Here is a 23,172-nt window from a genome sequence, read left to right as displayed (position 1 = left end):
TCAGGAGCGGTCACGCGGCTTGCGTGGTCCCTTCGGCGCCGGGCTGGCCCAGCCGCCGTCCTTGCCACGGGCAGGGCCAGCGGGACGCGGCTTGCCGGCATAGCGTCGGCCTTCGCTGCGCTCCGCCATGACTGCGGCCTTCTTCTCGCCTACAGGGCGGGCTCCCGGCGCCATCCAGACATTAGCGTTGCGCGGACGCGGGCTTTCGACCGGACGCTCTTCGCGCTTGCCGAATTTCCCGCCACCATCCCGCTTGGGACCGTTGCTGTCCCACTTGGGGCCACCTTCGCGCTTGGGGCCAGGCCTCGGAGCCGAGCCATCGGGCCGCTTCGGGCGCGTCTGCAAGCGATCCAGCGCACTTTCGCGTTTTTCTTCACGCTCGCGTTTGCGGTTTGGACGAAATTCGCTGCGCTCTTCTGCAACTACCTGCTGTTTGACGACAGAAGTTGCATCATTGGTGAATTCCTTGAGGATCGGCGCTTCGAAGTTGGCTCCTGCCTCCTCGATAAGCCGGTCGCCCAATTGTTCGCGCAGCAGTCGACCCTTGAGCTCGCGAACCTCTCCTTCACGCAGCTCGCCAAGCTGGAACGGTCCAAAGGACACACGGATCAGGCGCGTCACTTCAAGGCCGATTGCCCCGAGGATGTTCTTGACCTCGCGGTTCTTCCCCTCGCGCAGCCCCAGCATGAGCCAGGCGTTGGAGCCCTGCTCGCGATCCAACGTCGCTTCCACGGCCCCGTAGAAGACGCCATCGACGGCGATGCCGTCCTTCAGGCTGTCCAGAGCTGCCTGATCCACCTTACCATGAACGCGGACGCGGTAGCGTCGCAGCCAACCGGTTGTCGGAAGCTCCAGAACGCGGGACAGACCGCCATCATTGGTCAGCAGCAAAAGACCTTCTGTGTTGATATCCAGCCTGCCGACCGTCATCAGACGTGGCAGCCCTTGCGGCAGCACATCGAACACGGTTGTACGGCCTTCAGGATCGCGGTTGGTCGTGACGACACCTGCGGGCTTGTGGAACAGGAACACGCGCGTCCGCTCCACGGCAGGGATCAGCTGACCGTCCACCTCGATGCGATCATTGGGACCGACATTGACCGCCGGCGTGTCGAGCACCTTGCCGTTCAGCCTCACGCGGCCAGCGGCAATGATGTCCTCAGCGTCGCGGCGCGAGGCGATGCCCACGCGTGCCAGACGCCGTGCGATACGCTCGCCATCTTCATGAATGACGGGCTCGGTTGCACCGGTATCACGCTCGCGACGACCCGGACGGGCGTCGCCCTCCTCACGTTTGCGGAACGGTTTGCGGTCACCATCGGGGCGGCCCTGATACGACTTGCGGTCGCCATCTTCGCGCGCGCGGAATGGACGGGCATCGCCCTCCTCGCGCTTGCGGAACGGCTTGCGCTCACCATCGGGGCGACCCTGATACGGCTTGCGGTCGCCATCTTCGCGAGCGCGGAACGGACGGGCATCGCCCTCCTCACGCTTGCGGAAAGGCTTGCGCTCACCATCCGGGCGACCCTGATACGGCTTGCGGTCGCCATCTTCGCGAGCGCGGAACGGACGGGCGTCGCCCTCCTCGCGCTTGCGGAACGGCTTGCGGTCGCCATCGGGACGGCCCTGATACGGCTTGCGGTCACCATCCTCACGAGCGCGGAACGGACGGGCATCGCCCTCTTCACGCTTGCGGAACGGCTTGCCAGCGCCGCCCTCAGCCTTCTTATAGGGTGCGCGCTCACTGTCTCGCGGCCTGCCGCGCCCAGCATTGTCACGGGGTGGTTTCCGTTTATCGTCGTTCATATGGAAATCGCCTTTCAGCGCGGGTAACTATCAGAGCGTGTCGGGTGTTGCGAGTTAATTGTCATCAGCGGGAATCGGATGAAATCGGCGTCTTTCATGGATAGTGCCTTCGAGGAGGCCGAGTCTGCCAGTTATCGAGGCGAAGTTCCCATTGGCGCGGTTGCAGTGCTTGCCGGTCAGATCATCGCGCGTGCGGGAAACCGCACCCGTGAACTCAACGACCCGACCGCACATGCCGAAATTCTGGTCATTCGGGAAGCTTGCAGCAAGCTCTCCAGCGAGAGGTTACCTCAGGTGGACCTTTACGTCACACTCGAACCTTGCCCGATGTGCGCCGCCGCCATTTCATTTGCAAGGATCAGGCGGCTCTATTTCGGCGCATCAGACGAAAAAGGCGGCGCGGTCACCAATGGGATTACATATTTCAGCCAGCCGACCTGCCATCACAGCCCTGACATCTATACAGGCATTGGTGAAGTTCAATCAGCGCTGATGCTCCGTCGCTTCTTTCAGCAGAAGCGCTGATCTGTGTGCGTTACAGCCAGGGCAGCAGACTGCGCAAACCGCTGGTTTTGCCACTGTCGCGCTCAAGACGCCGCTGCTTCTTCAGTTCGTCTTCGCCCAATTCACCCACTGCGGCGTTGTCGGAAGGCCTGCGGTAAGTGACTGGCGGTTCGCTCAGGTAACGCCGAACGTTCGGATCGCCCTGATTACGCTCGCGAATCTTCTTGGTGACATCGGCGCGCTGCGCGTCAGTCATGCCGGAATATTTCCGCTGCTCCGTCACATCGTCGTCCAGATTGCGCACAAGAGCTGGCGCCGATGACCGGACGGATGGGCGGTAATGCGGATTGCCCTGATTCTCTGTCGCCTCAGCGCGAATGCGCGCACGACGCTGCTCCGGGGACTCCGGCCAGGCGGGATTGTTGCTGGCGATGTCCTGCTGCGGCTCAGGAAGCACTTCGAGGGACTTCGGACGCACGAGATTGGGGCGAGGATTGTAAGCGACTTCCGGCTTCCGATTGCTGCCCGGCCCAATCGACACAATGCTCGTCATGTCATCCAGCAACTGCTCGCTGGACGTCTTGTCGGTGCCATAAGTTGGAGACGACACGCAGCCTGACAGTAGCGCTGCCGCGCAAGCGACAGTAAGCCCGATGAAAAGCGGCGCATGGCCACGCCCGGTGATGCGATCAATCTTCAATGCAACCTGCCTCTCATACCCGGGCATCAGAACCGCTTTCGTTGCCTGACTTCGCCGGAAATTCCGGCGACAACAAGGCGCACGATCGGGCGACCTTGTATCGCACTCTCAATCTCTCGGCAATGACAGCCTCGTAGAGACTGCCATTGCAAGACCATATTTTAGAGACGGCCCAGCGTCTTCAACTCATGCAAGGCAGCCGCATCGCGAGCCGAAACATCCGGGAATGCCGGGTCCGAACCAACGTCCGACGTATACCGCCACGAGCGCGCGCATTTCGTACCCTGCGCCATGGCCGGCACGACACCGACGCCCTTCACGTCCTCAAGAACGAACGCACCGGCAGGAGCGTCACTGTCAAGAATCGTGATGTCGCTCGTGATCGAGATCTCGGCCATGTCGACATCGGCGATGGCGGCACGCAATTCTGCATCGGCCACATGGACGATCGGCGCGGCTTCCAGCGACGAGCCGATGCGCTTTTCGCGGCGTTCGATTTCGAGCGCGCCGGTCACAACCTTTCGAACCTGACGCACTTTGCGCCACTTGGCGGCAAGCTCATCATTCCTCCACTCGGCCGGAATGTCGCGGAACTGTTCGAGGTGAACCGAAACCGCATCCGGGTAGCGCGACAGCCAGGCTTCTTCGGTGGTGAACGGCAGCATCGGTGCGAGCCATGTCACGAGGTTGTCGAAGAGGTGCCGTACGACGACGATGGATGCCTTGCGCTTCGTGGAGGATGGCGCATCGCAGTACAGCGCATCCTTGCGGACGTCGAAGTAGAACGCCGAAAGTTCGAGCACCATGAAATCGATCAGCGTGCGGGTGATGCGCTTGAAGTCGAACGCGTCATAGCCCTTGCGCACGACCTCATCGAGTTCGGCAATGCGGTGCAGCATCAACCGCTCGAGTTCCGGCATGTCGTCCAAGGCAACGTCTTCGCCATCGTCGTGCGCGAGCGTGCCCAGCATCCAGCGGATGGTGTTGCGCATCTTGCGGTAGGCATCGACATTGGTCTGGATGACGTTCTTGCCGAGGCGCTGGTCTTCCCAATAGTCGGTCGTCATCACCCACAGACGCAGAATGTCTGCGCCTGACTGCTTGATGATCTCCTGCGGCACCACCGTGTTGCCGAGCGACTTCGACATTTTGCGACCGTCTTCGTCCATGGTGAAGCCATGGGTGATGACAGCGTCGTAGGGCGCACGTCCACGCGTTCCGCAGCTTTCCAGCAGCGACGAGTGGAACCAGCCGCGATGCTGGTCGGAGCCTTCCAGATAGACGTCAGCCGGCCACTTCATGTCCGGGCGGTCTTCCAGCGTGAAGGTGTGGGTCGACCCTGAATCGAACCACACGTCGAGGATGTCCGTGACCATCTGCCACGGCTCACCCGCGCGCTCCCCGAGAAAGCGCTCACGTGCGCCTTCTGCAAACCACGCGTCAGCGCCTTCGGCCTCAAAAGCCTCAAGGATGCGCGCATTGACGGCTTCGTCCCTCAGGATTTCGCCATCAGCGTCCGCAAAAACGGAGATCGGCACACCCCATGCGCGCTGACGCGACAGGACCCAATCCGGACGGTCTTCGATCATGGCGCGAAGGCGGGTCTGACCGGCATTTGGAACAAACCTGGTTTCATCGATAGCCTTCAGCGCGCGGCTGCGCAGCGTTGTGGCATCGCCAAGATCCTTGTCCATGTAGACGAACCATTGTGGCGTATTGCGGAAGATGACCGCCTTCTTCGAGCGCCAGGAATGCGGATAGGAGTGCTTGAGGCGACCGCGGGCAAACAGCGCATTCGCACCGATCAGCGCTTCTATCACCGCCTTGTTCGCGTCGCCCTTCTTGCCGTTGTCGTCGATGACACGAGCAGCGCCACCTTCGCGGTCCGGCCCGAAGCCCGGCGCGTCCTTGGTCAGGAAGCCGGCGTCGTCGACGGTGAACGGCAGGCGCGTGTCGATACCGCGCTTTTCCAGCTCGGGGACGGCATCCATCCAGGCATCAAAGTCTTCGCGGCCGTGGCCCGGCGCGGTATGGACGAAACCGGTACCGGCATCGTCGGTGACATGGTCGCCAGCCAGCATCGGCACGACGAATTCATAGCCACCGCCAAAACCCTTGAGCGGGTGGGCGAGCGTCAATGAAGCAAGTTCGTCGCCCTCGACAGTGCGCAGACGATTGAATTCGAGCTTTGCTTTGGCAAACGACTCTTCGGCGAGTGCGTCGGCGAAGATCAGCTTTTCGCCGGGACGCGGGCCGAAATCATTCTCCGCCGCGGTGACTTCATAAAGGCCATAGGCGATGCGCGGCGAATAGTTGACCGCACGGTTGCCGGGGATCGTCCATGGAGTGGTCGTCCAGATCACGACATGGGCATCGGCAAGCTCCTGCGAGCCGGTGGCGACCGGGAACTTCACCCAGATCGTGTCGCTCTCATAGTCCTGATACTCGACTTCAGCCTCGGCCAGCGCGGTACGCTCGACCACCGACCACATCACAGGCTTGGAGCCACGATAGAGCTGGCCGGACATGGCGAATTTCAGCAACTCGCCAGCGATGCGCGCCTCGGCGTGGAAATTCATCGTCGTATACGGATTATCGAAGTCACCCTCGATACCGAGGCGCTTGAACTCCACTGTCTGAACGTCGATCCAGTGCTGGGCGAATTCGCGGCATTCCTGACGGAACTCGTTGACCGGCACCTCGTCCTTGTTCTTGCCCTCGGCGCGGTATTTTTCCTCGATCTTCCACTCGATCGGCAGGCCGTGGCAGTCCCAGCCCGGCACGTAATTCGAGTTGAAACCGCGCATCTGGAACGAACGCGTGATGACGTCCTTGAGAACCTTGTTCAGCGCGTGGCCGATATGGATGTTGCCATTGGCGTAGGGCGGGCCGTCATGCAGGACATAGAGCGGGCGTCCGGCGGCGCTTTCGCGCAATTTCTTGTAGAGGTTCATTCCCTGCCAGCGGTCAACGAGCTTCGGCTCATTGTCCGGCAAGCCGGCTCGCATCGGGAAATCCGTCTGTGGCAGATTGAGTGTCTTTGAATAGTCGATCGGTTCAGCGGCGGTCATCGGTCTCATCGCATTATCGGCCCAGCGTGCAGTTCGCACCGGGCAAGGCTTGAATAAACAGGCGAAAGGCGCGCGAAGATCAGCGCGCAAGTATCCCGGACCTTCCGGCAGCCTTCAGGCCGCCCGGAAGGCCGGGCCAATAATTCGTATCGAGATCGCGATGGAAGGAGCGCGTGTCATCATGGCCCGCGCTTTTAGCTGAGCGCGAGCACAGAATAAAGGGCCAATGCGGTTTGAAAGCCAGCGGGCCTGCAAAACTACATCGAGAAATCGAAACGGTAGATCGCTGACGCACCCAGCGTGAACTGGTTTTTCGACCCACGCTCCTTCACCAGCGTCGAGTTGCCTGCCGGGCCAACGAGGCGCGAATATTCTGCAAACACGCTCGTCTCCAGCGCATCTGTCGCTTTCCAGGTGATCGCTCCGCCGAGGCCAACCGACTTGAACCCGCTGCCCGGTGAGTATTCGCCCAGCCCGCTGAGGGCAGCTTCGCTGGCATCTACGCCATAATAGGCATTGTGATAGCGCTTGGACGCCCATGTCGCGCGTGGCCCGCCAGAGACGCGCACATCTTCGGTAACGTCGAAGAACGCATCTGCCGCAATGTCGATGACGACACCATCATGCGAACGAAGACCGTGGCGGACTTCCGCGCGCACCCGGGCAAATTCGGTCGGGTACATTTCCGCGAAAACACCCGCTTCACCGCCGAACTTCACCGGCGAAAGACCGCGCAACCGGTCATCGGTCGAAGAATCGCGCGACCAGATGAATTTGCCGGCAAGACCCGCCCGCAAGCCACCATCGTCGAGCAAGGCCAGCGAGATGTTGTCATTGCGCGAGGTAAACCGCGCCGCATTACCGTGCTTGCCAAGCGACACCAGCGGCTGGAAAGACAGGACACGACCGGAAGCGCCCTCGAACTTTGGCGCATGCAGAATTGCGCCGCCAAGCTTCAGGTACCAGCTGCCCGAAATGAAGCTGCCGCTGCTCGGCTGGTTGTAGGAAGTCTGCGTCGCGGGATAACCGTAGTCCTGCTGCTGCGGCTGCTGATACTCGACCGTCTGTGCCGGATATTCCTGGGACTGCTGATTGCCGTAGGCAGGTTGCAGGTAGCCTGACTGCTGGTCGTAGGTCTGCGCCATCGCCGCAACTACGCTCACACCAACGGCGACGCTGGCTGCGAGCAGCCTTATCGTTAGGGACATTCAAAAGCTCCGCTTACACACTACTATTGCGGGTGGTCCGCCAGTCTGGCGCAAGCAGGGTAAAATTTGAATTAAATACCCTCGAAGCTGATTTTGCGATCAAGGTCCGACAGCGGCTTCGCACCAGCCAACAGCGCCCTCGCCTCCGCCTCATCCTGCTTCATCTGGACGATCAGATCGTCAAGGCCATCAAACTTCAGTTCGCCGCGTAGATAGCCAAAAAAGGAGACCGCACAGGTCTCGCCGTAAAGGTCATCCGAGAAATCAAAGACGTATGTCTCAAGCAGCGGCGCGCCGTCATCAGTGACGGTCGGGCGGCGTCCAAAGCTGGCGACGCCATTGTGAAGCGTGCCATCTGCGCGTCGCAAGCGGACAGCATAGATGCCTTCCTTGAGCGTGCAGCTGTCTTCCAGCGCCATGTTGGCCGTGGGGAAGCCGAGTTCACGCCCCAGCTTTCGCCCATGCTGCACAACGGACTCGATCGTGAAGCGATATCCGAGCAACCCTGCTGCCTCTGCAACCTCGCCATCGGTCAGCAGGCTTCGAATCCGGCTGGAGGAAACGATCTGTGCGCACTCATCGCGAAAAGCAGCGACGAGACTGACACCAAAACCATACCGCTTGCCGGCTTCGATGAGAAATTCGGGGCTGCCCTGACGGTCCTTGCCAAAATGGAAGTCGTAGCCGGTGACGACATGGCGAATGCCGAGATCACGCACCAAAACGTCACGTACGAACGCCTCTGCGTCGAAGGCCGCGAACGCGCCAGTGAACGGCTGCTCGACAACAGCGTCGAAGCCCGATGCCTCAAGCAACCGCGCACGAAGCTCTGGCGGGGTGATGCGGAATAACGGCACTTCCGGACGAAACACTGAACGCGGATGCGGCTCGAAGGTCAGTACCAGCGACGGCGCGCCGAGGATTTCGGCCTGCTGGAGCGCGCTTGTCAGCACTTGTTGATGGCCACGGTGAACGCCATCGAAATTTCCGATGGCCACCACCCCGCCCTTGAATGATGCAAGTTGGCCGGACGAACAGGTCAGTCGCTGGATACGAGGTTCGGCCATTGGTTATCTCAGCCGTGGAATCACAGCCACCGGCCCGTAGCCATGCTTTTCAAGGAATGCCGCCAACTGGCTGCGGTCAGGCGCCATGGAAGCCCCGTATTCCCCGGCGTGAATGCCTGCCGAAACAAAAAGCACATCGAGTCCATGATCGCTGGCCCCCTTGACGTCGGTCAGCACACCATCGCCGATTGCCAGCACTTCATTTTTTTCAGGCGCGCGTCCAAGCAGTTCCGCCGCTGCCTGCTGGGCTGCCTCATAGATCGGTCGGTGCGGCTTGCCGGCAATCAGTGTGCGACCACCCATTTGCGCATAGTCACGCGCCAGGGCGCCAGCGCACCAGATCAGCCTGTCGCCCCGCTCGACCACAATGTCTGGATTGGCGCAGATAAAAGGCAGGTTGCGCATACGCAAGCGCTGCAACAGTTCGGTGTAGTCTTCGGGTGTTTCCACATCGTCATCGACAAGGCCGGTACAGACGATCGCCTGCGCTTCGAACTCCTCGGCCATCTCGACATCAAGCCCGTCGTAGAGCGACAGGTCGCGGTCAGGACCGATGTGCAACACACGACGCGGACCGGCGCTGATGAGATCGCGTGTCACATCGCCCGAGGTCACGATCCGGTCCCAGCACTCTGGATCCGCTCCCATCGAGATCAACTGCTCGATCACACCGTCGCGGCGACGGGGTGAATTGGTGATGAGCACGACTGCGACGCCTCGCTCCCGCGCGCGTCGCAACGCAGCGACCGCGCCTTCGAATACGTCAATTCCATTGTGAATGACGCCCCAGACATCGCAGAACAGCGCGGAATAGCCGCCAACAATATCATCCAGGGTTTCAATCATTTTGGGCATGTCATTCCATCCGGGACAAAAGGCGACAGCAGCGCCGGGCGCTCGGGGAATTACCGCATGCAGCCGCGCATGTCACCCGCTTTCACCCACGCTCACCTTTGGCTGGCCGGCGGAACCCCTCGCGCAGCTGCTCCACCCGCTCCCGGCAAACGCATCCCTCCACATGGTCATTGACCATGCCCATTGCCTGCATAAACGCGTAAACCGTCGTGGGACCGACAAAGCTCCAGCCACGCTTTTTCAGTTCTTTGGAGATGCGCGTGGAGGTTGGCGTGTTTCCCATTGCCCGCAAGGAATTCCAGTCCGCGACAGCGGGACGCTCATCGGGGCCTGGCTCAAAGGACCAGAAATAGCTCGCAAGCGAGCCAAATTCCGCTTCCAGCGCAACTGCACGGCGGGCATTGTTATAGACCGAAGCGATCTTGCCGCGATGGCGTACGATCCCGGCGTCCTGCAGATGGGTGCCCATCATCTGATCCGCGTCCTTCTGCGCAAGGTCGTGATAGTCGAAGCCGCTAAAGGCTGCCCGAAAATTCTCACGCTTTCGCAGGATCGTCAGCCATGACAGGCCCGACTGGAAACCTTCCAGACAGAGCTTTTCAAAAAGTCGCTGGTCGTCAGCAACCGGCTTGCCCCATTCTTCGTCATGATAACGCATATAGTCAGGCAGGTTGCCGTGCCATGCACATCGCACCTCACCGTCCTCGCCGCGAACCAGCCCATCCATAATTGCCTCCTTGAAACTTTCCTAACCACTCCGGTCAACGGATCGGTAACCACAATCAAAGGTTTACGCTTTGCGCTGCATTTTATGAAAGCGCATTCATCCTTTTTGCGCGCACAGTCCTGACAATTGCTGCAGCACAGGCTGTTTTCCCACCCGGTTTCAGCCGCCACACTTTGTCAGATATAGAAGGTGGACGAGATGAGAAGCATTCTGGTGCTGCTTGGCACAGCAAGCCTCGCCGCAGCTGCAACCTGTGGCGCACTCGCCCAGGACCGCTACCGCGACATGCCGCCCGTTGTCGTCAGCCCCGACCTCGCGGCGCCGTGGGTTATGCAACTGCAGCGCGCACCATCAGGCGGTCATCGGCTGATCGATCGCCGTCCATCCAGCACCGGTCTGCCCGGAATTCGCGTGGGCATCGCCCCTGCACCAGTAGTATCGACGCGGCAGCGTGCCACCGCCCAACCGAACCAGGTGACACCCCAGCCCGACGCAATCCGGACTGCGGCAGTGCCAAGCGCGCCTCGGGATGCAAAGCCCACGCTGGATCCGAAATTCCTGCCCCAGATGGTCGATTATGATGGGCAGCACCCTGCTGGAACGGTCATCATCGACACCCGCGAGCACCTGCTCTACCTGGTCGAACAAGGCGGGCAGGCGCGCCGCTACGGCGTCGGAACCGGCAAGCCCGGCTTCGAGTGGGCCGGAACACATACGGTCACTCGAAAAGCCGAGTGGCCCGATTGGCGGCCGCCAGCGGAAATGATTGCCCGCGAGAAGAAAAAGGGACGTGTCCTTCCGGCCCACATGAAGGGCGGCCCGCAAAATCCCCTCGGCGCACGTGCTCTTTATCTGGGATCGACGCTCTATCGTATTCACGGCACGAATCAGCCACAATCCATCGGACGCGCCGTCTCTTCCGGTTGCATCCGCATGCGTAACGAGGACGTGGTCGATCTTTACGGGCGGGTACCGGTTGGCGCGAAGGTTGTGGTCATGTGACGACGCTCAACATCTTCTGGCATCGTCGACAAATCGAGGGCATCAGCTTGATGTTCGGCTCTCCGGAGCAGGGGATGGTCGCGATCGGGGACAGTCGCGACCGATAGACAGCCACTTTGCTGTCGCGGCAGAGGCGGCGTGATGAACGCATCATGTCGCCTCTTTCGTGCCCACGTTCGGCATCCGAAAACACATTCATGCTTGAATGACTTTGCTAACCCATCAGCAACCATCGCTCCACACGCCGCCTTAACTCCGTTCCCCTACAAGTCTTTTCTCGGGTGAGATGTGACCAATCGTCGGGGAATTGCACGATGTTCGTTGACCAATCCAAAGTAGGGGAACTGACGAGCCAGGAACGCCGGGATGGTTCGCAAGATCCGTCGCGCACGATAGGCCGGGTCATCCACTGCGATGGTGCCAGGGCGACAATCGCGGCAACAGCCAGCGGCAAGGACACTGACGCCACAGCGCTTTGGACCGTGGGCCGGATCATATCGATCAATCTTGGGTCGATCCGCACAGTCGGACTGGTGCATCGCATCGAAGGCATGGCTGGCGATTGGCTCGAAGATGGCGACAATCCGATCAGGGCTTATGTCGAGCTGCTTGGTGAGGTCAGCCAAACAGGCGACGGCGCCCCTGTCTTTGATCGCGGCATCACGACTTATCCCCCGATCGGTGCCGTAGCTCATCGGATTCGTGCCACCGATCTGCAAGCAGTCTACGATCTGTCCGGCCGCCTGCCGGCGACAATCGGTCGTCTGTCGCAAGACACAACCATCGACGCTCGCATTGCCATCGATGACACGCTCAACCGTCATTTCGCAGTTGTCGGCACCACCGGGGTCGGCAAGTCCAGCGCGGTCGCGCTTCTGCTTCGCAAGGCCATTATCTCGCGCCCTGATCTTCGCGTGCTGATCCTTGATCCACACAACGAGTTTGCGAGCGCCTTTCCTGATCATGCAATCCGGGTCAACACCTCGACGCTGGACCTGCCCTTCTGGCTGTTCCGCCTCGACGAGCTGGTGGAGGTGCTCTACCAGGGCCGCAAGCCCATCCCCGAAGAAGTCGACTTGCTGCGCGAATTGTTGCCGCTGGCAAAACAGCATTATCGCACGCCGCCCACCAGCGCACTGGCGCGCCGCCCCATCGACGGAGCGATAAGCATCACCGCCGACACTCCGATTCCCTACCGGATGGCGGACGTGGCAAAGCTGATCAACGACCGGATGGGATTGCTCGAGTCAAAGAACGACCGCCCGGTCTATCGTGCACTGCGCGCCCGTATCGAAACGGCAGCAAACGACCCGCGTTATCGTTTCATGTTTTCGTCACGCACCATCGGCGACAACATTCATGAAACGATCGGCACCATCTTCCGCGTTCCCCTCGAAGGACGCCCGGTTACATGCCTTGAACTGGGCGGACTGCCATCCGAAGTCGTCAATTCCGTCTGTTCGGTGGTCGCGCGCCTTGCCTTTGACGTGGCCGTCAACAGCCAGGGAAGGCTGAAGCTACTGGTCCTTTGTGAGGAGGCGCATCGCTACATGCCTGCCGACCCGCAGCTGGGCTTCGCACCGACACGCCATGCCCTGTCGCGCATTGCCAAGGAAGGCAGAAAATATGGCTGCTCGCTCGGCGTCGTCACGCAGCGCCCCGGCGAGCTTGACCCGACGGTGCTTTCCCAGTGCTCGACTGTTTTTGCCATGCGCCTGGCCAATGAGATCGACCAGAACATAATTCGCTCGGCCATCTCTGACACATCCGCGTCAAGCCTGTCGTTCCTGTCCTCAATGGGACAGCGGGAGGCGATAGCTTTCGGAGACGGCGTCGGAACGACAATGCGGCTGAAATTCGAGCAGCTTCCGGCCGATCAGTTGCCTGGCGCCGCGAGCAGCAACACGTTCTGTCAGCCCACGGATCAAGACATCGATATCTTCTCACTCGTGGAGGCTCTTCGGCGCGCGGAAAGTCCCGCCCAATCCGGGGACGAAACCGGTCTGGATTTTCCCTCGCCGCTGCGTGGCATGGGATTTTCCTCACATCCCGTCCGAGGAACCATCGTGCCAACCGCACCTGACGGGAGCGGCAGACGATCAGACGACGCGGGCCTGCGCCGACTGTACGAATAGGCGGATCCGCAGCGCCTTCAATCAGTCTTTAAGTGGTGTTCGCTCCCACTCCGGGCCGAACTGGTTTCGGAACCACGTCATTTGACGTTTGGCATATTGCCGCGTTGCGATCTTGGCGCGCTCGATTGCGTCCGCCAGCAGCATCTCGCCGCGGTCGACAGCCATCAACTCGCGCACGCCAATGGCCTTCATGACCGGTGCCGCGCCGTCCGGCGACATTGCTGCCAGAGCGCGCACTTCATCAACCGCGCCATTGTCCATCATCAGGTCAAACCGGCGACTGATGCGTTCCGCCAGCTTCGCACGATCCGGCTCGATCACAATCAGCTTCGCGGAAGCTCCGTCCACCAACGGCTTTCCTTTGGCCTTTTGCCAGTGTGACAAGGGTCGCCCGGAAGCGTCATGGACCTCCAGCGCGCGCACGATCCGCTGACCGTCGGTGGGACGGATGAGGCGCGCTGCCTCGGGGTCGCGCTCCGCGAGCAGCGGGTGCAAGGCGCCCGGCCCTTCACGCGCAAGCGCCTCGCGCCACTTTTGTCGCGCATTCTCCGGCACCGGCGGCATTTGCGACAAACCATCCAGCAAAGCCTTGAAATAAAGCCCGGTGCCCCCGACGAAGATCGGCGGTCGGTTTTCGAACAAACCGCTTCGGGCAAGCTGCTGAACATCGTCTGTCCAGCGCCCGGTCGAGTAGCTCGCACGCGGATCGACATGGCCGTAAAGGTGATGCGGCGCGGCGGCGAGATCGTCGTCGTCCGGGCGTGCCGTCAGCAGCCGGAGGACCGAATAGACCTGCATCGAATCTGTGTTGACGACGACACCGTTGGTCTGGCGTGCCAGCGACAACGCAAGCGCCGACTTGCCGCTGGCTGTTGGCCCGGCTATCAGGATCGCATTCTTGATCGCCTCGTCCCCGACCGTCTCTACAGGATTATCCATGTCGCTCGTCGCCACGCTGATCGCCCATCCGGCTCGTCCCATCCTTTCACAAGAGATTGCAGATAGAGCCATGCATGCGCTCGGCGCAAGCCGCATCGACTGGCTCAACCCCGGCGTCGCGCTCGACATCCCTCTGCCGCAGGAATTGGCGCAGGATGAAGCGTCATCGCGCCTCGCCACGCTGCTCGCCAGCGAGCCAATCGACCATGCAGTTCAGGTTGCAGAAACCCGGCGCAAGAAGCTTTTGATCGCTGACATGGACTCGACCATGATCGACCAGGAATGCATCGATGAGCTGGCCGACGAAGTCGGACTGAAGGAGCATGTGGCCGACATCACCGCACGTTCGATGAACGGCGAACTGGCCTTCGAGCCTGCGCTGCGCGAGCGCGTCGCGCTTCTTGCCGGACTTGATGTCGGCGTCATCGCACGCATCATCGAGAACCGCATCACTCTGGCGTCCGGCGGCACAGCACTAGTGGCCACCATGAATGCCGCAGGTGCATGGACAGCTCTCGTCTCAGGCGGCTTTCTTTCGTTCACCGGTCCAATTGCAGCAAAGCTCGGCTTTCAGGAGAACCGCGCCAACGTGCTGCTCGAAGAAGATGGCCGTCTGGCGGGCAAGGTTGCCGAGCCGATCCTGGGGCGCGCGGCAAAGGCCGAGGCGCTGACCGAGATGACCACGCGGCTTGGCTTGAGTGTCGAAGACGCAATCGCAGTGGGCGACGGCGCCAACGACCTCGACATGCTGCAACTTGCAGGCACCGGCGTTGCACTGCACGCGAAGCCTTCCGTTGCGGCCCAGGCGCGTATCCGTATTGACCATGGCGACTTGAGTGCGCTTCTCTACCTGCAAGGCTACCGACAGGAAGAGATTATCGCTTGAAGCCACCCGCCACTGATCGCCTCATACTGCGCAACTGGGAAAACAGAGATCGAGAGCTGTTTCATCGAATCAATTCCGATGAGACGGTGATGGAGTTTTTCGAGATGCGCCGCACGCGGCAGCAATCCGACGAGTTGCTCGATCATATCGCGTCGGGAATTGCGCAGCGGGGTTACGGTTTCTGGGCGCTCGAGCGCAGGGACACAGGCGAATGCATCGGCTTCACGGGGCTTCAGCCGACGAATGCCGTACCGTCCAGAGAAACCGGCTGCGTCGAGATCGGCTGGCGTCTGGTGCCGGAATGCTGGGGGTATGGCTACATCACCGAAGCGGCGAATGCTTGCCTTGCTTTCGGGTTTGATGAACTCGGCCTTGAGGAAATCGTGTCGTTCGCTGTGGCCAACAATCGCCGCTCAACAGCAGTGATGACACGGATCGGAATGGTGGCGGAACCATCGGGCGATTTCGATCACCCGCAAGTGGCGCGGCAAGACCTCAAACGCCACCTGCTCTACACGCTGACAGCAGAACAATGGCGGGGACGCAAGCAAGCCCCCGCCCTGCCCTGATCAGTCCATACGGATCGTCACAAACCGCAACTCGCCGTTCTTTGACGACAACATCAGAAGGGCATTGCGGCGGCCCTGCTGCTTGAGAGCAGCAATACGATCAATGACTTCCTTGGGAGTCGACACGCTCTCCTGCGCGATTTCCGTGATCACGTCGCCAGCCGCAATCCCGCGCTCTTCCGCGCTCGATCCTGCCGCGACCTCGGTCACCAATACGCCGGAAATGTCAGGGGAAATCTGGAACGAGGCACGTCCTGCATCGTCCAGTTCGGCCACCGTCATGCCGAGCACAGTCTCCGTCTCAGCAATCGCGGCTTCGTCATCCTCGGTGCCGTTCTCGCCCTGCAGCATCTTCTCGCCATCCTCACGGCGACCGAGCTTGACGGGAACAGTCTGTTCTTCACCCTTGCGGACGACGACGACCTGAACTTCCTTCGAAACCGGTGTCTCAGCGACGATGCGCGTCAGATCGCGCGCGCTGCGGATTTCCCGGCCATCGAAGCTGATGATGACGTCACCGGGCAGAATGCTGCCATCGTCAACCGGCCCTCCAGCAATCACCCCGCCGACCAGCGCGCCCATGGCCTTGTCCATGCCCAGGCTCTCGGCGATTTCATCGGTCACCGGCTGAATGCGGACGCCAAGCCAGCCACGTCGCGTTTCACCAAACTCGCGCAGCTGTTGAATGACGTTCACCGCCAATTGCGACGGTATCGAGAAACCGATGCCTATGGAGCCGCCCGACGGCGAAATGATGGCTGTGTTGATGCCGATCACCTTGCCATGCATGTCGAACAGCGGCCCGCCCGAGTTGCCCCGGTTGATCGCTGCGTCCGTCTGGATGAAATCGTCATAAGGACCGGACTGGATATCGCGCCCGCGCGCCGACACGATGCCGATGGACACCGACCCGCCAAGCCCGAACGGGTTGCCGATTGCCATCACCCAGTCGCCGATGCGGATTGCGGACGAATCGCCGAATTCGACCTGCGTGAGTTTGCGCAGCTTCGGATCGACCTTCAGCACTGCCAGATCTGTTTGTGGATCGGTTCCGACCAACTCGGCCTTCAGCTTGCCACCATCGGCAAAATTGACCTCGATCTCGTCCGCATCGGCAATGACGTGGTTGTTGGTAATGACAATGCCTTCAGCGGCGTCAATGACAAAGCCGGAGCCAAGCGACTGAACGCGGCGCGGTCCATTGGAGCTGCCCCCTTCACCGGGATTGCCGAAAAACTCGTCAAAGAATTCCTGGAATGGTGAGCCTTCCGGCAGGGTCGGACGCGGGCCGGGGCGCGGCGTGCGGCCGCCACGAGCGGACGGCGCGACACTCTGCGAGGTCGAGATGTTCACCACCGCATCAAGCAGACCTTCCGCAAGATCGGCCACCGATGCCGGTCCATTGGTGACAGCAGGCTGGGCCTGAGCATATGCAGCCGGAACGACCTGCAAAGCACCAGCTGCGCAGATGGCGCTTACCGCTGCTCCCAGAACAGCCTTGCGGGCAGCCGACGCGAAAATCTTCGAAACCATGCAACCAGTCTCCAAATTCGGGAATGAGGCGCAGGTCCTCACTTGTTCATGGTGACCAACAATAGGGCGCGTTTACGACCAATGCCGGGAACCACGCAATAACTTAAGAATGGCGGGCGTCTGCCGAAGCAGACACCCGCAATATTTCGGTGGTCAGCCGCCTCGCACAAGCCAGACGATGCCAACGCCGATGATGATCGCAACGATCCCCACGGCGCGCAATGCCTGTTCGGGAACCGACTGAACATCGGCGGCCAACCGCTTTGCGAGATGCGGCAGGCCACCGTAGAAGACGCCCTCGATCACAAGGACAAGTCCCAAAGCGACGATGAAGTCACTCACGTCAGTTGTTTGCGCCTGTGTTCACGCCACCGGCAGATGGTGTCGCCGGTGTCGAAGTCGCCGCACCATTTGTCAGGTCGCGCCCCGTGGAACTGCCGAAATAACGGAAGAATTCCGAGTCAGGCGACAACAGCATCGTCGTTCCCGAGCCTTCAAGCGCAGACGTGTAGGCCGACATCGAGCGATAGAACTCGAAGAAGTCAGGGTCGCGATTGAAAGCGTCGGCAAAGACCGCGTTACGCTGGGCTTCACCCTCACCGCGCAGAATTTCCGACTCGCGACGGGCCTCTGCAACGATCTCGACTACTTCACGGTCAGCACGTGCACGAATACGCTGGGCAGCTTCACGACCACGCGCGCGCAGGCGTTCTGCCTCTGCAAGTCGCTCGGCACGCATACGCTCATAGGTCTGCTGCGAGACTTCCTGCGTCAGATCGGTGCGGCGGATACGCACGTCCACGATCTCAAGGCCAAGAGACGTAGCGTCCGGGCGCAACTGGTCGCGCACTTCCCGCATCATCGAGGAACGCTCTTCCGACAGCGCTGCTTCAAAGCCACGCAGACCGTAAACACGACGCAGAGCCGCATCCAGACGTGTCCGAAGACGCTGTTCGGCGAGCGGAATGCTACCCGAAACGGCAAGACGGAAACGGCGCGCATCGCTGATACGATAGGCAATGAACGCGTCGACTTCATAGAAGCGGCCGCCGGACACCTGAACGCGGATATCATCCAGATCGAAACGCAATACGCGATCGTCGACCATCTGCACGTTGTCGGCTTCCATGAAGGCAAAAGGCAGTTTGAAGTAGAGCCCCGGCTCCGATTTCACATCAACGATCTCGCCAAAACGCAGCACGATGGCTTGCTGGCGCTCGTTGACGACAAAGATCGATGACCAGGCGAGGAACAACAGGACAAGGGCGACAACAACGATCGCAGGAAGACGGTTTGCCATCAGTTGTTTCCTCCCTGCTGCGTCGCGCGCAGCTCAGGCAGCGGCAGATATGGAATGACCCCCTGACCGTTCCCCTGCTCGACAATCACCTTGTTTGAACCCTTGAGCACGCCTTCCATGGTTTCCAGGAAAAGACGCTTGCGGGTTACATCCGGTGCCTTTGCATATTCGTCGTAGACCGAGATAAAGCGCTGCGCCTCACCTTCCGCCTCCTGCACGACACGGTTCTTGTAAGCTGCCGCTTCTTCGCGGATCTGGGCGCCTTCACCGCGCGCTGCACCAAGCTTCTGGTTGGAGTACTGGTTGGATTCCTCGACGAACCGATCCTCGTCCTGTTCGGCGCGCTGCACCTCCTCGAACGCGTCGGCGACTTCGCGCGGCGGGGCCGCGTCTTCAATCGAGATCGCTGTGATCGCGAGTCCTGCGCCGTAGTCGTCGATGGTTTCCTGCATCACCGTCCGCACGGTCTCGGCTATGCCCTGACGGTCATCGCGGAAAATGTCCTGCGCGGGACGGCTGCCGACAACTTCACGCATCGCGCTTTCGGCGATCTGGCGAAGGGTGGAGTCTGGATCCGATACGTTGAACAGATATGCGCGCGGGTCGCTGACCTGATAGGCGACCGAAAAACGCACATCGACGATGTTCTGGTCACCCGACAGCATATGACCTGTCGAGCTGCCCTGACGGGCATCGCCAATATTGATGAGGCGTTCTGCAACGGTCGCCTTCTCAACTGTTTCGACCGGCCACCAATGGAAATGGAGACCTGGCTCGGAAACTTCAGCTTTCGGCCGTCCGAAGCGAAGTTCAACTGCCAGTTCGTCCGGCTGCACCGTATAGATTGCCTGAAAAAGCCACAGGGCAGCGAGAACCAGCGCGGTGAGGCCAAACATGGCTGGACTTCCACTGCCGCCACCGGGCAGTGCACGCTTCAAGCGGTCCTGCCCCCGACGAATGATCTCTTCGAGATCGGGAGGGGTGTTCCCCTGACCGTTGTTCGGGCCCCGAGGCCCCTGGCCCCATGGCCCGCCACTGCCACCATTGCCGCCACCGCCCCCCCAGGGACCGCCGCCGCCACTCTGATTGCTCCAGGGCATATACTTCCTCTCGTCTGACTTAAATCAGGCGACGGAGCGAACCGCCGCATGGTGCCGTTTTACGGCGTTATAGGCACGCAAGTCCACGTTTTCAACGAAATGCAGGGTCGATGCGGCGATTTAACGACGCGGACAAACGCGGGTTCACACTTTGGAACGCAAGTAAATCGCATGACGGGTAGAATGGCTATCCTTCTCACCGGCAGGAAACAGGTTTTCAGACAAAAGTGTCCAGACTTTCGGATCGATCTCAGGAAACCGCGTATCGCCTTCAATATCCGCCAATATGTGGGTCACCTCGAGGCGATCCGCCAGTCCCATCGCCTGAGAATAGATCTGCCCTCCGCCGATGATGCAGATTTCTTCAACCGGCCCTGCCAGCACAATCGCTTCATCAAGGGAAGTTGCCCTGTCCGCCCCCTCTGCGCGGTAGTCGGGGTTACGTGTGATGACAATATTGTGCCGACCCGGCAAAGGCTGCCTGGGAAAGCTCTCCCATGTCTTGCGCCCCATGATGATCGGCTTTCCCATCGTGGCCGCCTTGAACCGCTTCAGGTCGGTCGACAGGCGCCATGGCATGTCCCCGTCGCGCCCGATCACGCCGTTCCCGGCCATCGCGACATGGATGACGATAGAGGGTCTCGCGAGCGCGGGAGCATCAGACATAGGTTCAGTCGTCATGGTAAGGCTGCATGATGAGAATATTGATGTCGCGCTCCGGGTAAGGCAGTGGTGTCGTTGGCAAACGCCGGGGCAACCGCGAACCCGGCAGCCACAAGCAGAACGGTACGCTTCATGTGAACCTCCCAAGAGGACCGGCACAGGCCGGTTGCGGGTCAAACGGCAATCGGGGCGCGGATGGTGGGATCGGCTACATAGGATTCCAGTGTGAAATCATCGAACGTGAATGCAAACAAATCCGTCACATCTGGGTTGATCCACATGGTCGGCAATTGTTTCGGTGTGCGGGTCAGCTGTTCACGCGCTTGATCAAAATGATTTGAATAAAGATGGGCATCGCCCAGCGTGTGAATGAAATGGCCCGGCTTCAAGCCCGTAACCTGCGCCATCATCATCGTCAGCAGCGCATAGGAGGCAATGTTGAACGGCACGCCGAGAAAGATGTCGGCGGAACGCTGGTAGAGCTGGCACGACAGCTTTCCATTGGCGACATGGAACTGGAACAGGCAATGACACGGCGGCAGAGCCATCGCGTCAACCTCTGCCGGATTCCATGCCGAGACGATCAGGCGGCGCGAATTGGGGTTGTTGCGGATTTCACGCACGACATTGGCGATCTGGTCGATGGAGCCGCCATCCGGCGTCGGCCATGAGCGCCATTGCGAGCCGTAGACCGGGCCGAGATCGCCGTTCTCGTCGGCCCATTCGTTCCAGATCGAGACGCCGTTGTCTGTCAGGTACTTGATGTTGGTATCGCCGGCGAGAAACCACAGCAATTCGTGGATGATCGACTTCAGGTGCAGCTTCTTGGTGGTCGTGACCGGGAAGCCTTCAGCCAGATCGAACCGCATCTGCCAGCCGAACACGCCGCGTGTGCCGGTGCCGGTGCGGTCGCCACGGTCTACACCGTGATCAAGGACGTGCTGAAGGAGATCGAGGTATTGACGCATGAACAAACTACCTGAGGGATTCGCTGGCGCATCATAACCGAGCCCGTCGGCCACAAACACCCCGTGGACGGCGTTCATCACAACCAGCTAGTCCCCTCACATGCAAACAGCATCCAGAAAAAATGCCCCGCGATCTTTCAATCGCGAGGCATTTTGTTGAGCCGAAACTCTTGTACCGGGATCAGACCAGCGAGCGGCCTTCCATGCGGGCCTCACGCCATTCGCGAAAGAAAGCCGATACCAGAACATAAAGAATCGCCGCGACCAGCACCGGCCAGATCAGCATGTAGGTCGTGAGGAAAAAAGTACTCATCAGGATATCTCCTTTGTTCAGGCATGTGCCCGATTGGTGTCAAAACTGCCGGTCTGTTCGCTGATCGTGTCGAAATCGAACGCCGTTGAATTGCGCATCGAAAGCGCAATGCAGACGATCGCGCTGACCGCGTAGGCAAGCAGGGACGCTGTGAGGATCGCGTAGGTGTGCAGGAAGCCGACGGCGAAGGGGATCGTGACGATGGCAGCGACAACGCCCAATATACGGCCTGTGCGAAGACCGAAAAATCCGAACGCCATCAGCCCGACAATGACGCCGACACCCACCGAGGCGACCACATCGCTCACGAGGGCGACCGCCCCTGTCAGCTCGATGAGGCCAAAGCGAACCGGGAAGAAAACGACCAGTGCCGCGATCACCGACACGGTGAAGGCCGTATTGGTCACCTTGTTCCAGTAGAAGCTCGCGATAACAGGAAACACGAGCGCGCCCCAGATCGCCCCGACAAGAACCAGCAATTCAAGGATGTTGAAGCGACTGCTGGCAAAATAGAGCGCGGTCGCCGTTGCCAGGATCATGGTCACACGACCGATGAAAAGCATCAGCTTCGGATCGGCCTGCCCCTCTCCAACGCTGCGCCCATAAATGTCGGTCATGACGATCGAGGACAGGGCCGACAGATCAGAGTCGGCGGTTGAAGCCAGAGAGCCGATAACCATCAGGAAGAAGATGCATAGGAACCCGACCCCAAGGTAGTTGGCAGCGAGTTGCGGCACGAGATTGTTGACATCGCCGTCGAGCGGTTCGATCCCCATATAAAGTGCGAGGACACCCAGCATTCCGACACCGATCACCGTCGCGCCATAGCCAAGCGTTGCGGTAATAAACGTCGACTTGATCATGTCTTCGCGCACGGCGAACAACCGCTGGGCAATGGTCTGATTGCCAATCGCGTAGGCAAGAACAGCCGCGATATACGGTGCTCCCTGATTGAAAAACGCTTCCGACGAGAAGAAGTTCTGCTGCTCGGCAGTGAGATTGACTGCACCTGCTTCAAACACGGAGGGGCCGCCGGCGCTGAAAAACACCGCAGGAACGATAATGACGGCCGCCCCGAGCATGCCGCAGACCTGAATAAAGTCCGTCAGGATCGAAGCGCGCAGCCCCGACCAGATCGTGTACAGCAAAACACCCGATGCGATGATGAGAATGCCCGTCGAAAACGACAATGGCGACAGCATGGCGATGAGCGCGCCACCTGCGATGAAGTTGGACGTCAGACTGATGACACTTCCAACAACGTTCGATCCGGCCAATAGGAGCTGGCTCGATCGTCCGTGGCGGGCATAGAGAATTTCAGCCAGCGTATGCGCATTGGGCGCCAGGGATCGGATGCGTTTGCCAAAGGGGTAGATGAACAGGATCATCAATGCACCCCACAGCCCGTAGTGAATCGGGCCAGACACGCCATAGGTGTAACCGGAGGTTGCAGAGGCGTAGAGGGAAGAGGCCCATATCCAGGTTGCGGTCATCGATGCGGCGGATACTCCGAACCCCACCGCGTTGCCGGCATTCATGTAATTGTCGGCATTTTCGCGCTTGCGCCCGATCGAGAGCGAGATGAAAAACGTGCCGCCGAAAAATAGAAAAAGCAGTAATAGAGTGAGAGGCGTTCCTAGTTGTTGAAGTTCCATTATTCCAATTTCACGCTCTTGCCGCGCGAAAACAGGCAAGACAACGAAAACCCGCAGATCACTGCAGGCAAACCACACCGCGCGGTCAATAAACGGCTAATTCATGCCGAGACAGGCGAGCCGGGATCGAACCGGACTATCACGCGCAATTAGCGCTTCGCCGACGAAATC

General features: G+C 60.2%; 21 protein-coding genes. 5 read left to right on the top strand and 16 right to left on the bottom strand.

What is annotated here, in order from left to right:
- Complete coding sequence (locus BMZ42_RS00910) at positions 1–1,806, bottom strand: pseudouridine synthase (protein ID WP_091517574.1); 1,806 nt, start codon at positions 1,804–1,806, stop codon at positions 1–3.
- Positions 1,807–1,884: 78 nt separating this feature from the next.
- On the opposite strand from BMZ42_RS00910, the gene BMZ42_RS00905 reads away from it, so the two are divergent.
- Positions 1,885–2,331 (top strand): nucleoside deaminase, encoded by a 447-nt coding sequence (locus tag BMZ42_RS00905; protein ID WP_091517573.1) that lies wholly within the window; start codon positions 1,885–1,887, stop codon positions 2,329–2,331.
- Positions 2,332–2,341: 10 nt separating this feature from the next.
- On the opposite strand, the gene BMZ42_RS00900 is transcribed toward BMZ42_RS00905, so the two are convergent.
- The 6 genes from BMZ42_RS00900 to BMZ42_RS00875 form a co-directional block, all read right to left on the bottom strand.
- Positions 2,342–3,010 carry a hypothetical protein gene (locus BMZ42_RS00900; RefSeq protein ID WP_244523102.1) on the bottom strand — a complete coding sequence of 223 codons (669 nt, stop codon included), beginning with the start codon at positions 3,008–3,010 and terminating at the stop codon, positions 2,342–2,344.
- 161 nt (positions 3,011–3,171) lie between these two features.
- On the bottom strand, positions 3,172–6,081 hold the full coding sequence (gene ileS, locus BMZ42_RS00895; protein ID WP_091517571.1) for an isoleucine--tRNA ligase: 2,910 nt from the start codon (positions 6,079–6,081) through the stop codon (positions 3,172–3,174).
- A gap of 257 nt (positions 6,082–6,338) precedes the next feature.
- The gene (locus BMZ42_RS00890) at positions 6,339–7,289 is read right to left on the bottom strand and encodes a MipA/OmpV family protein (RefSeq protein WP_244523101.1); all 951 of its coding nucleotides are present in this window, start codon (positions 7,287–7,289) and stop codon (positions 6,339–6,341) included.
- Between the two features lie 71 nt (positions 7,290–7,360).
- Entirely contained in the window at positions 7,361–8,356 is a 996-nt protein-coding gene (locus BMZ42_RS00885) for a bifunctional riboflavin kinase/FAD synthetase (RefSeq protein ID WP_091517568.1), read from the bottom strand.
- A 3-nt stretch (positions 8,357–8,359) separates the two neighbouring features.
- Entirely contained in the window at positions 8,360–9,211 is an 852-nt protein-coding gene (locus BMZ42_RS00880) for a TIGR01459 family HAD-type hydrolase (protein ID WP_244523100.1), read from the bottom strand.
- Between the two features lie 82 nt (positions 9,212–9,293).
- Positions 9,294–9,938, bottom strand: coding sequence for a DNA-3-methyladenine glycosylase I (locus tag BMZ42_RS00875; protein WP_091517566.1), 645 nt, complete (start codon positions 9,936–9,938; stop codon positions 9,294–9,296).
- A gap of 198 nt (positions 9,939–10,136) precedes the next feature.
- On the opposite strand from BMZ42_RS00875, the gene BMZ42_RS00870 reads away from it, so the two are divergent.
- Positions 10,137–10,940 carry a L,D-transpeptidase gene (locus BMZ42_RS00870; RefSeq protein WP_091517797.1) on the top strand — a complete coding sequence of 268 codons (804 nt, stop codon included), beginning with the start codon at positions 10,137–10,139 and terminating at the stop codon, positions 10,938–10,940.
- Between the two features lie 314 nt (positions 10,941–11,254).
- A complete protein-coding gene (locus tag BMZ42_RS00860) occupies positions 11,255–13,075 on the top strand; it encodes an ATP-binding protein (RefSeq protein WP_091517563.1) in 1,821 nt (606 codons plus the stop codon).
- Between the two features lie 21 nt (positions 13,076–13,096).
- Here BMZ42_RS00860 and miaA read toward each other — a convergent pair whose 3' ends face one another.
- The gene (miaA, locus tag BMZ42_RS00855) at positions 13,097–14,014 is read right to left on the bottom strand and encodes a tRNA (adenosine(37)-N6)-dimethylallyltransferase MiaA (protein WP_091517561.1); all 918 of its coding nucleotides are present in this window, start codon (positions 14,012–14,014) and stop codon (positions 13,097–13,099) included.
- Between miaA and serB the strand changes: the two genes are divergently transcribed.
- Entirely contained in the window at positions 14,013–14,900 is an 888-nt protein-coding gene (serB, locus tag BMZ42_RS00850; RefSeq protein ID WP_091517560.1) for a phosphoserine phosphatase SerB, read from the top strand. The two genes, miaA and serB, sit on opposite strands and share 2 nt — an antisense overlap.
- Complete coding sequence (locus BMZ42_RS00845; RefSeq protein ID WP_091517558.1) at positions 14,897–15,469, top strand: GNAT family N-acetyltransferase; 573 nt, start codon at positions 14,897–14,899, stop codon at positions 15,467–15,469. The genes serB and BMZ42_RS00845 overlap by 4 nt, the downstream gene beginning before the upstream one ends.
- Here BMZ42_RS00845 and BMZ42_RS00840 read toward each other — a convergent pair whose 3' ends face one another.
- The 8 genes from BMZ42_RS00840 to BMZ42_RS00810 form a co-directional block, all read right to left on the bottom strand.
- Positions 15,470–17,002 (bottom strand): Do family serine endopeptidase, encoded by a 1,533-nt coding sequence (locus tag BMZ42_RS00840; protein ID WP_091517557.1) that lies wholly within the window; start codon positions 17,000–17,002, stop codon positions 15,470–15,472. It abuts the gene before it with no gap.
- A 153-nt stretch (positions 17,003–17,155) separates the two neighbouring features.
- Complete coding sequence (locus BMZ42_RS00835; RefSeq protein WP_091517554.1) at positions 17,156–17,344, bottom strand: DUF2065 domain-containing protein; 189 nt, start codon at positions 17,342–17,344, stop codon at positions 17,156–17,158.
- A gap of 1 nt (position 17,345) precedes the next feature.
- Positions 17,346–18,302: a protease modulator HflC gene (gene hflC / locus BMZ42_RS00830; protein ID WP_091517553.1), complete on the bottom strand. Its 957-nt coding sequence runs from the start codon at positions 18,300–18,302 to the stop codon at positions 17,346–17,348.
- Entirely contained in the window at positions 18,302–19,402 is a 1,101-nt protein-coding gene (gene hflK, locus BMZ42_RS00825) for an FtsH protease activity modulator HflK (RefSeq protein ID WP_091517552.1), read from the bottom strand. Before hflK ends, hflC begins: the two co-directional genes overlap by 1 nt.
- A 144-nt stretch (positions 19,403–19,546) precedes the next feature.
- Complete coding sequence (locus BMZ42_RS00820; RefSeq protein WP_091517551.1) at positions 19,547–20,068, bottom strand: dihydrofolate reductase; 522 nt, start codon at positions 20,066–20,068, stop codon at positions 19,547–19,549.
- A gap of 170 nt (positions 20,069–20,238) precedes the next feature.
- A complete protein-coding gene (locus tag BMZ42_RS00815; RefSeq protein ID WP_091517795.1) occupies positions 20,239–21,033 on the bottom strand; it encodes a thymidylate synthase in 795 nt (264 codons plus the stop codon).
- A 181-nt stretch (positions 21,034–21,214) separates the two neighbouring features.
- Positions 21,215–21,346 carry a putative transporter small subunit gene (locus BMZ42_RS18155; protein WP_210185190.1) on the bottom strand — a complete coding sequence of 44 codons (132 nt, stop codon included), beginning with the start codon at positions 21,344–21,346 and terminating at the stop codon, positions 21,215–21,217.
- Between the two features lie 17 nt (positions 21,347–21,363).
- Positions 21,364–23,001 (bottom strand): sodium:solute symporter family protein, encoded by a 1,638-nt coding sequence (locus BMZ42_RS00810; protein ID WP_091517549.1) that lies wholly within the window; start codon positions 22,999–23,001, stop codon positions 21,364–21,366.
- Between the last annotated feature and the right edge of the window lie 171 nt (positions 23,002–23,172).

The sequence above is a fragment of the Aquamicrobium aerolatum DSM 21857 genome (assembly GCF_900113935.1).
In the GTDB taxonomy this organism is placed as follows: Bacteria; Pseudomonadota; Alphaproteobacteria; order Rhizobiales; family Rhizobiaceae; genus Aerobium; species Aerobium aerolatum.
Note: the sequence above shows the minus strand (reverse complement) of the source record. Positions and strands in the feature narration are given on the sequence as shown.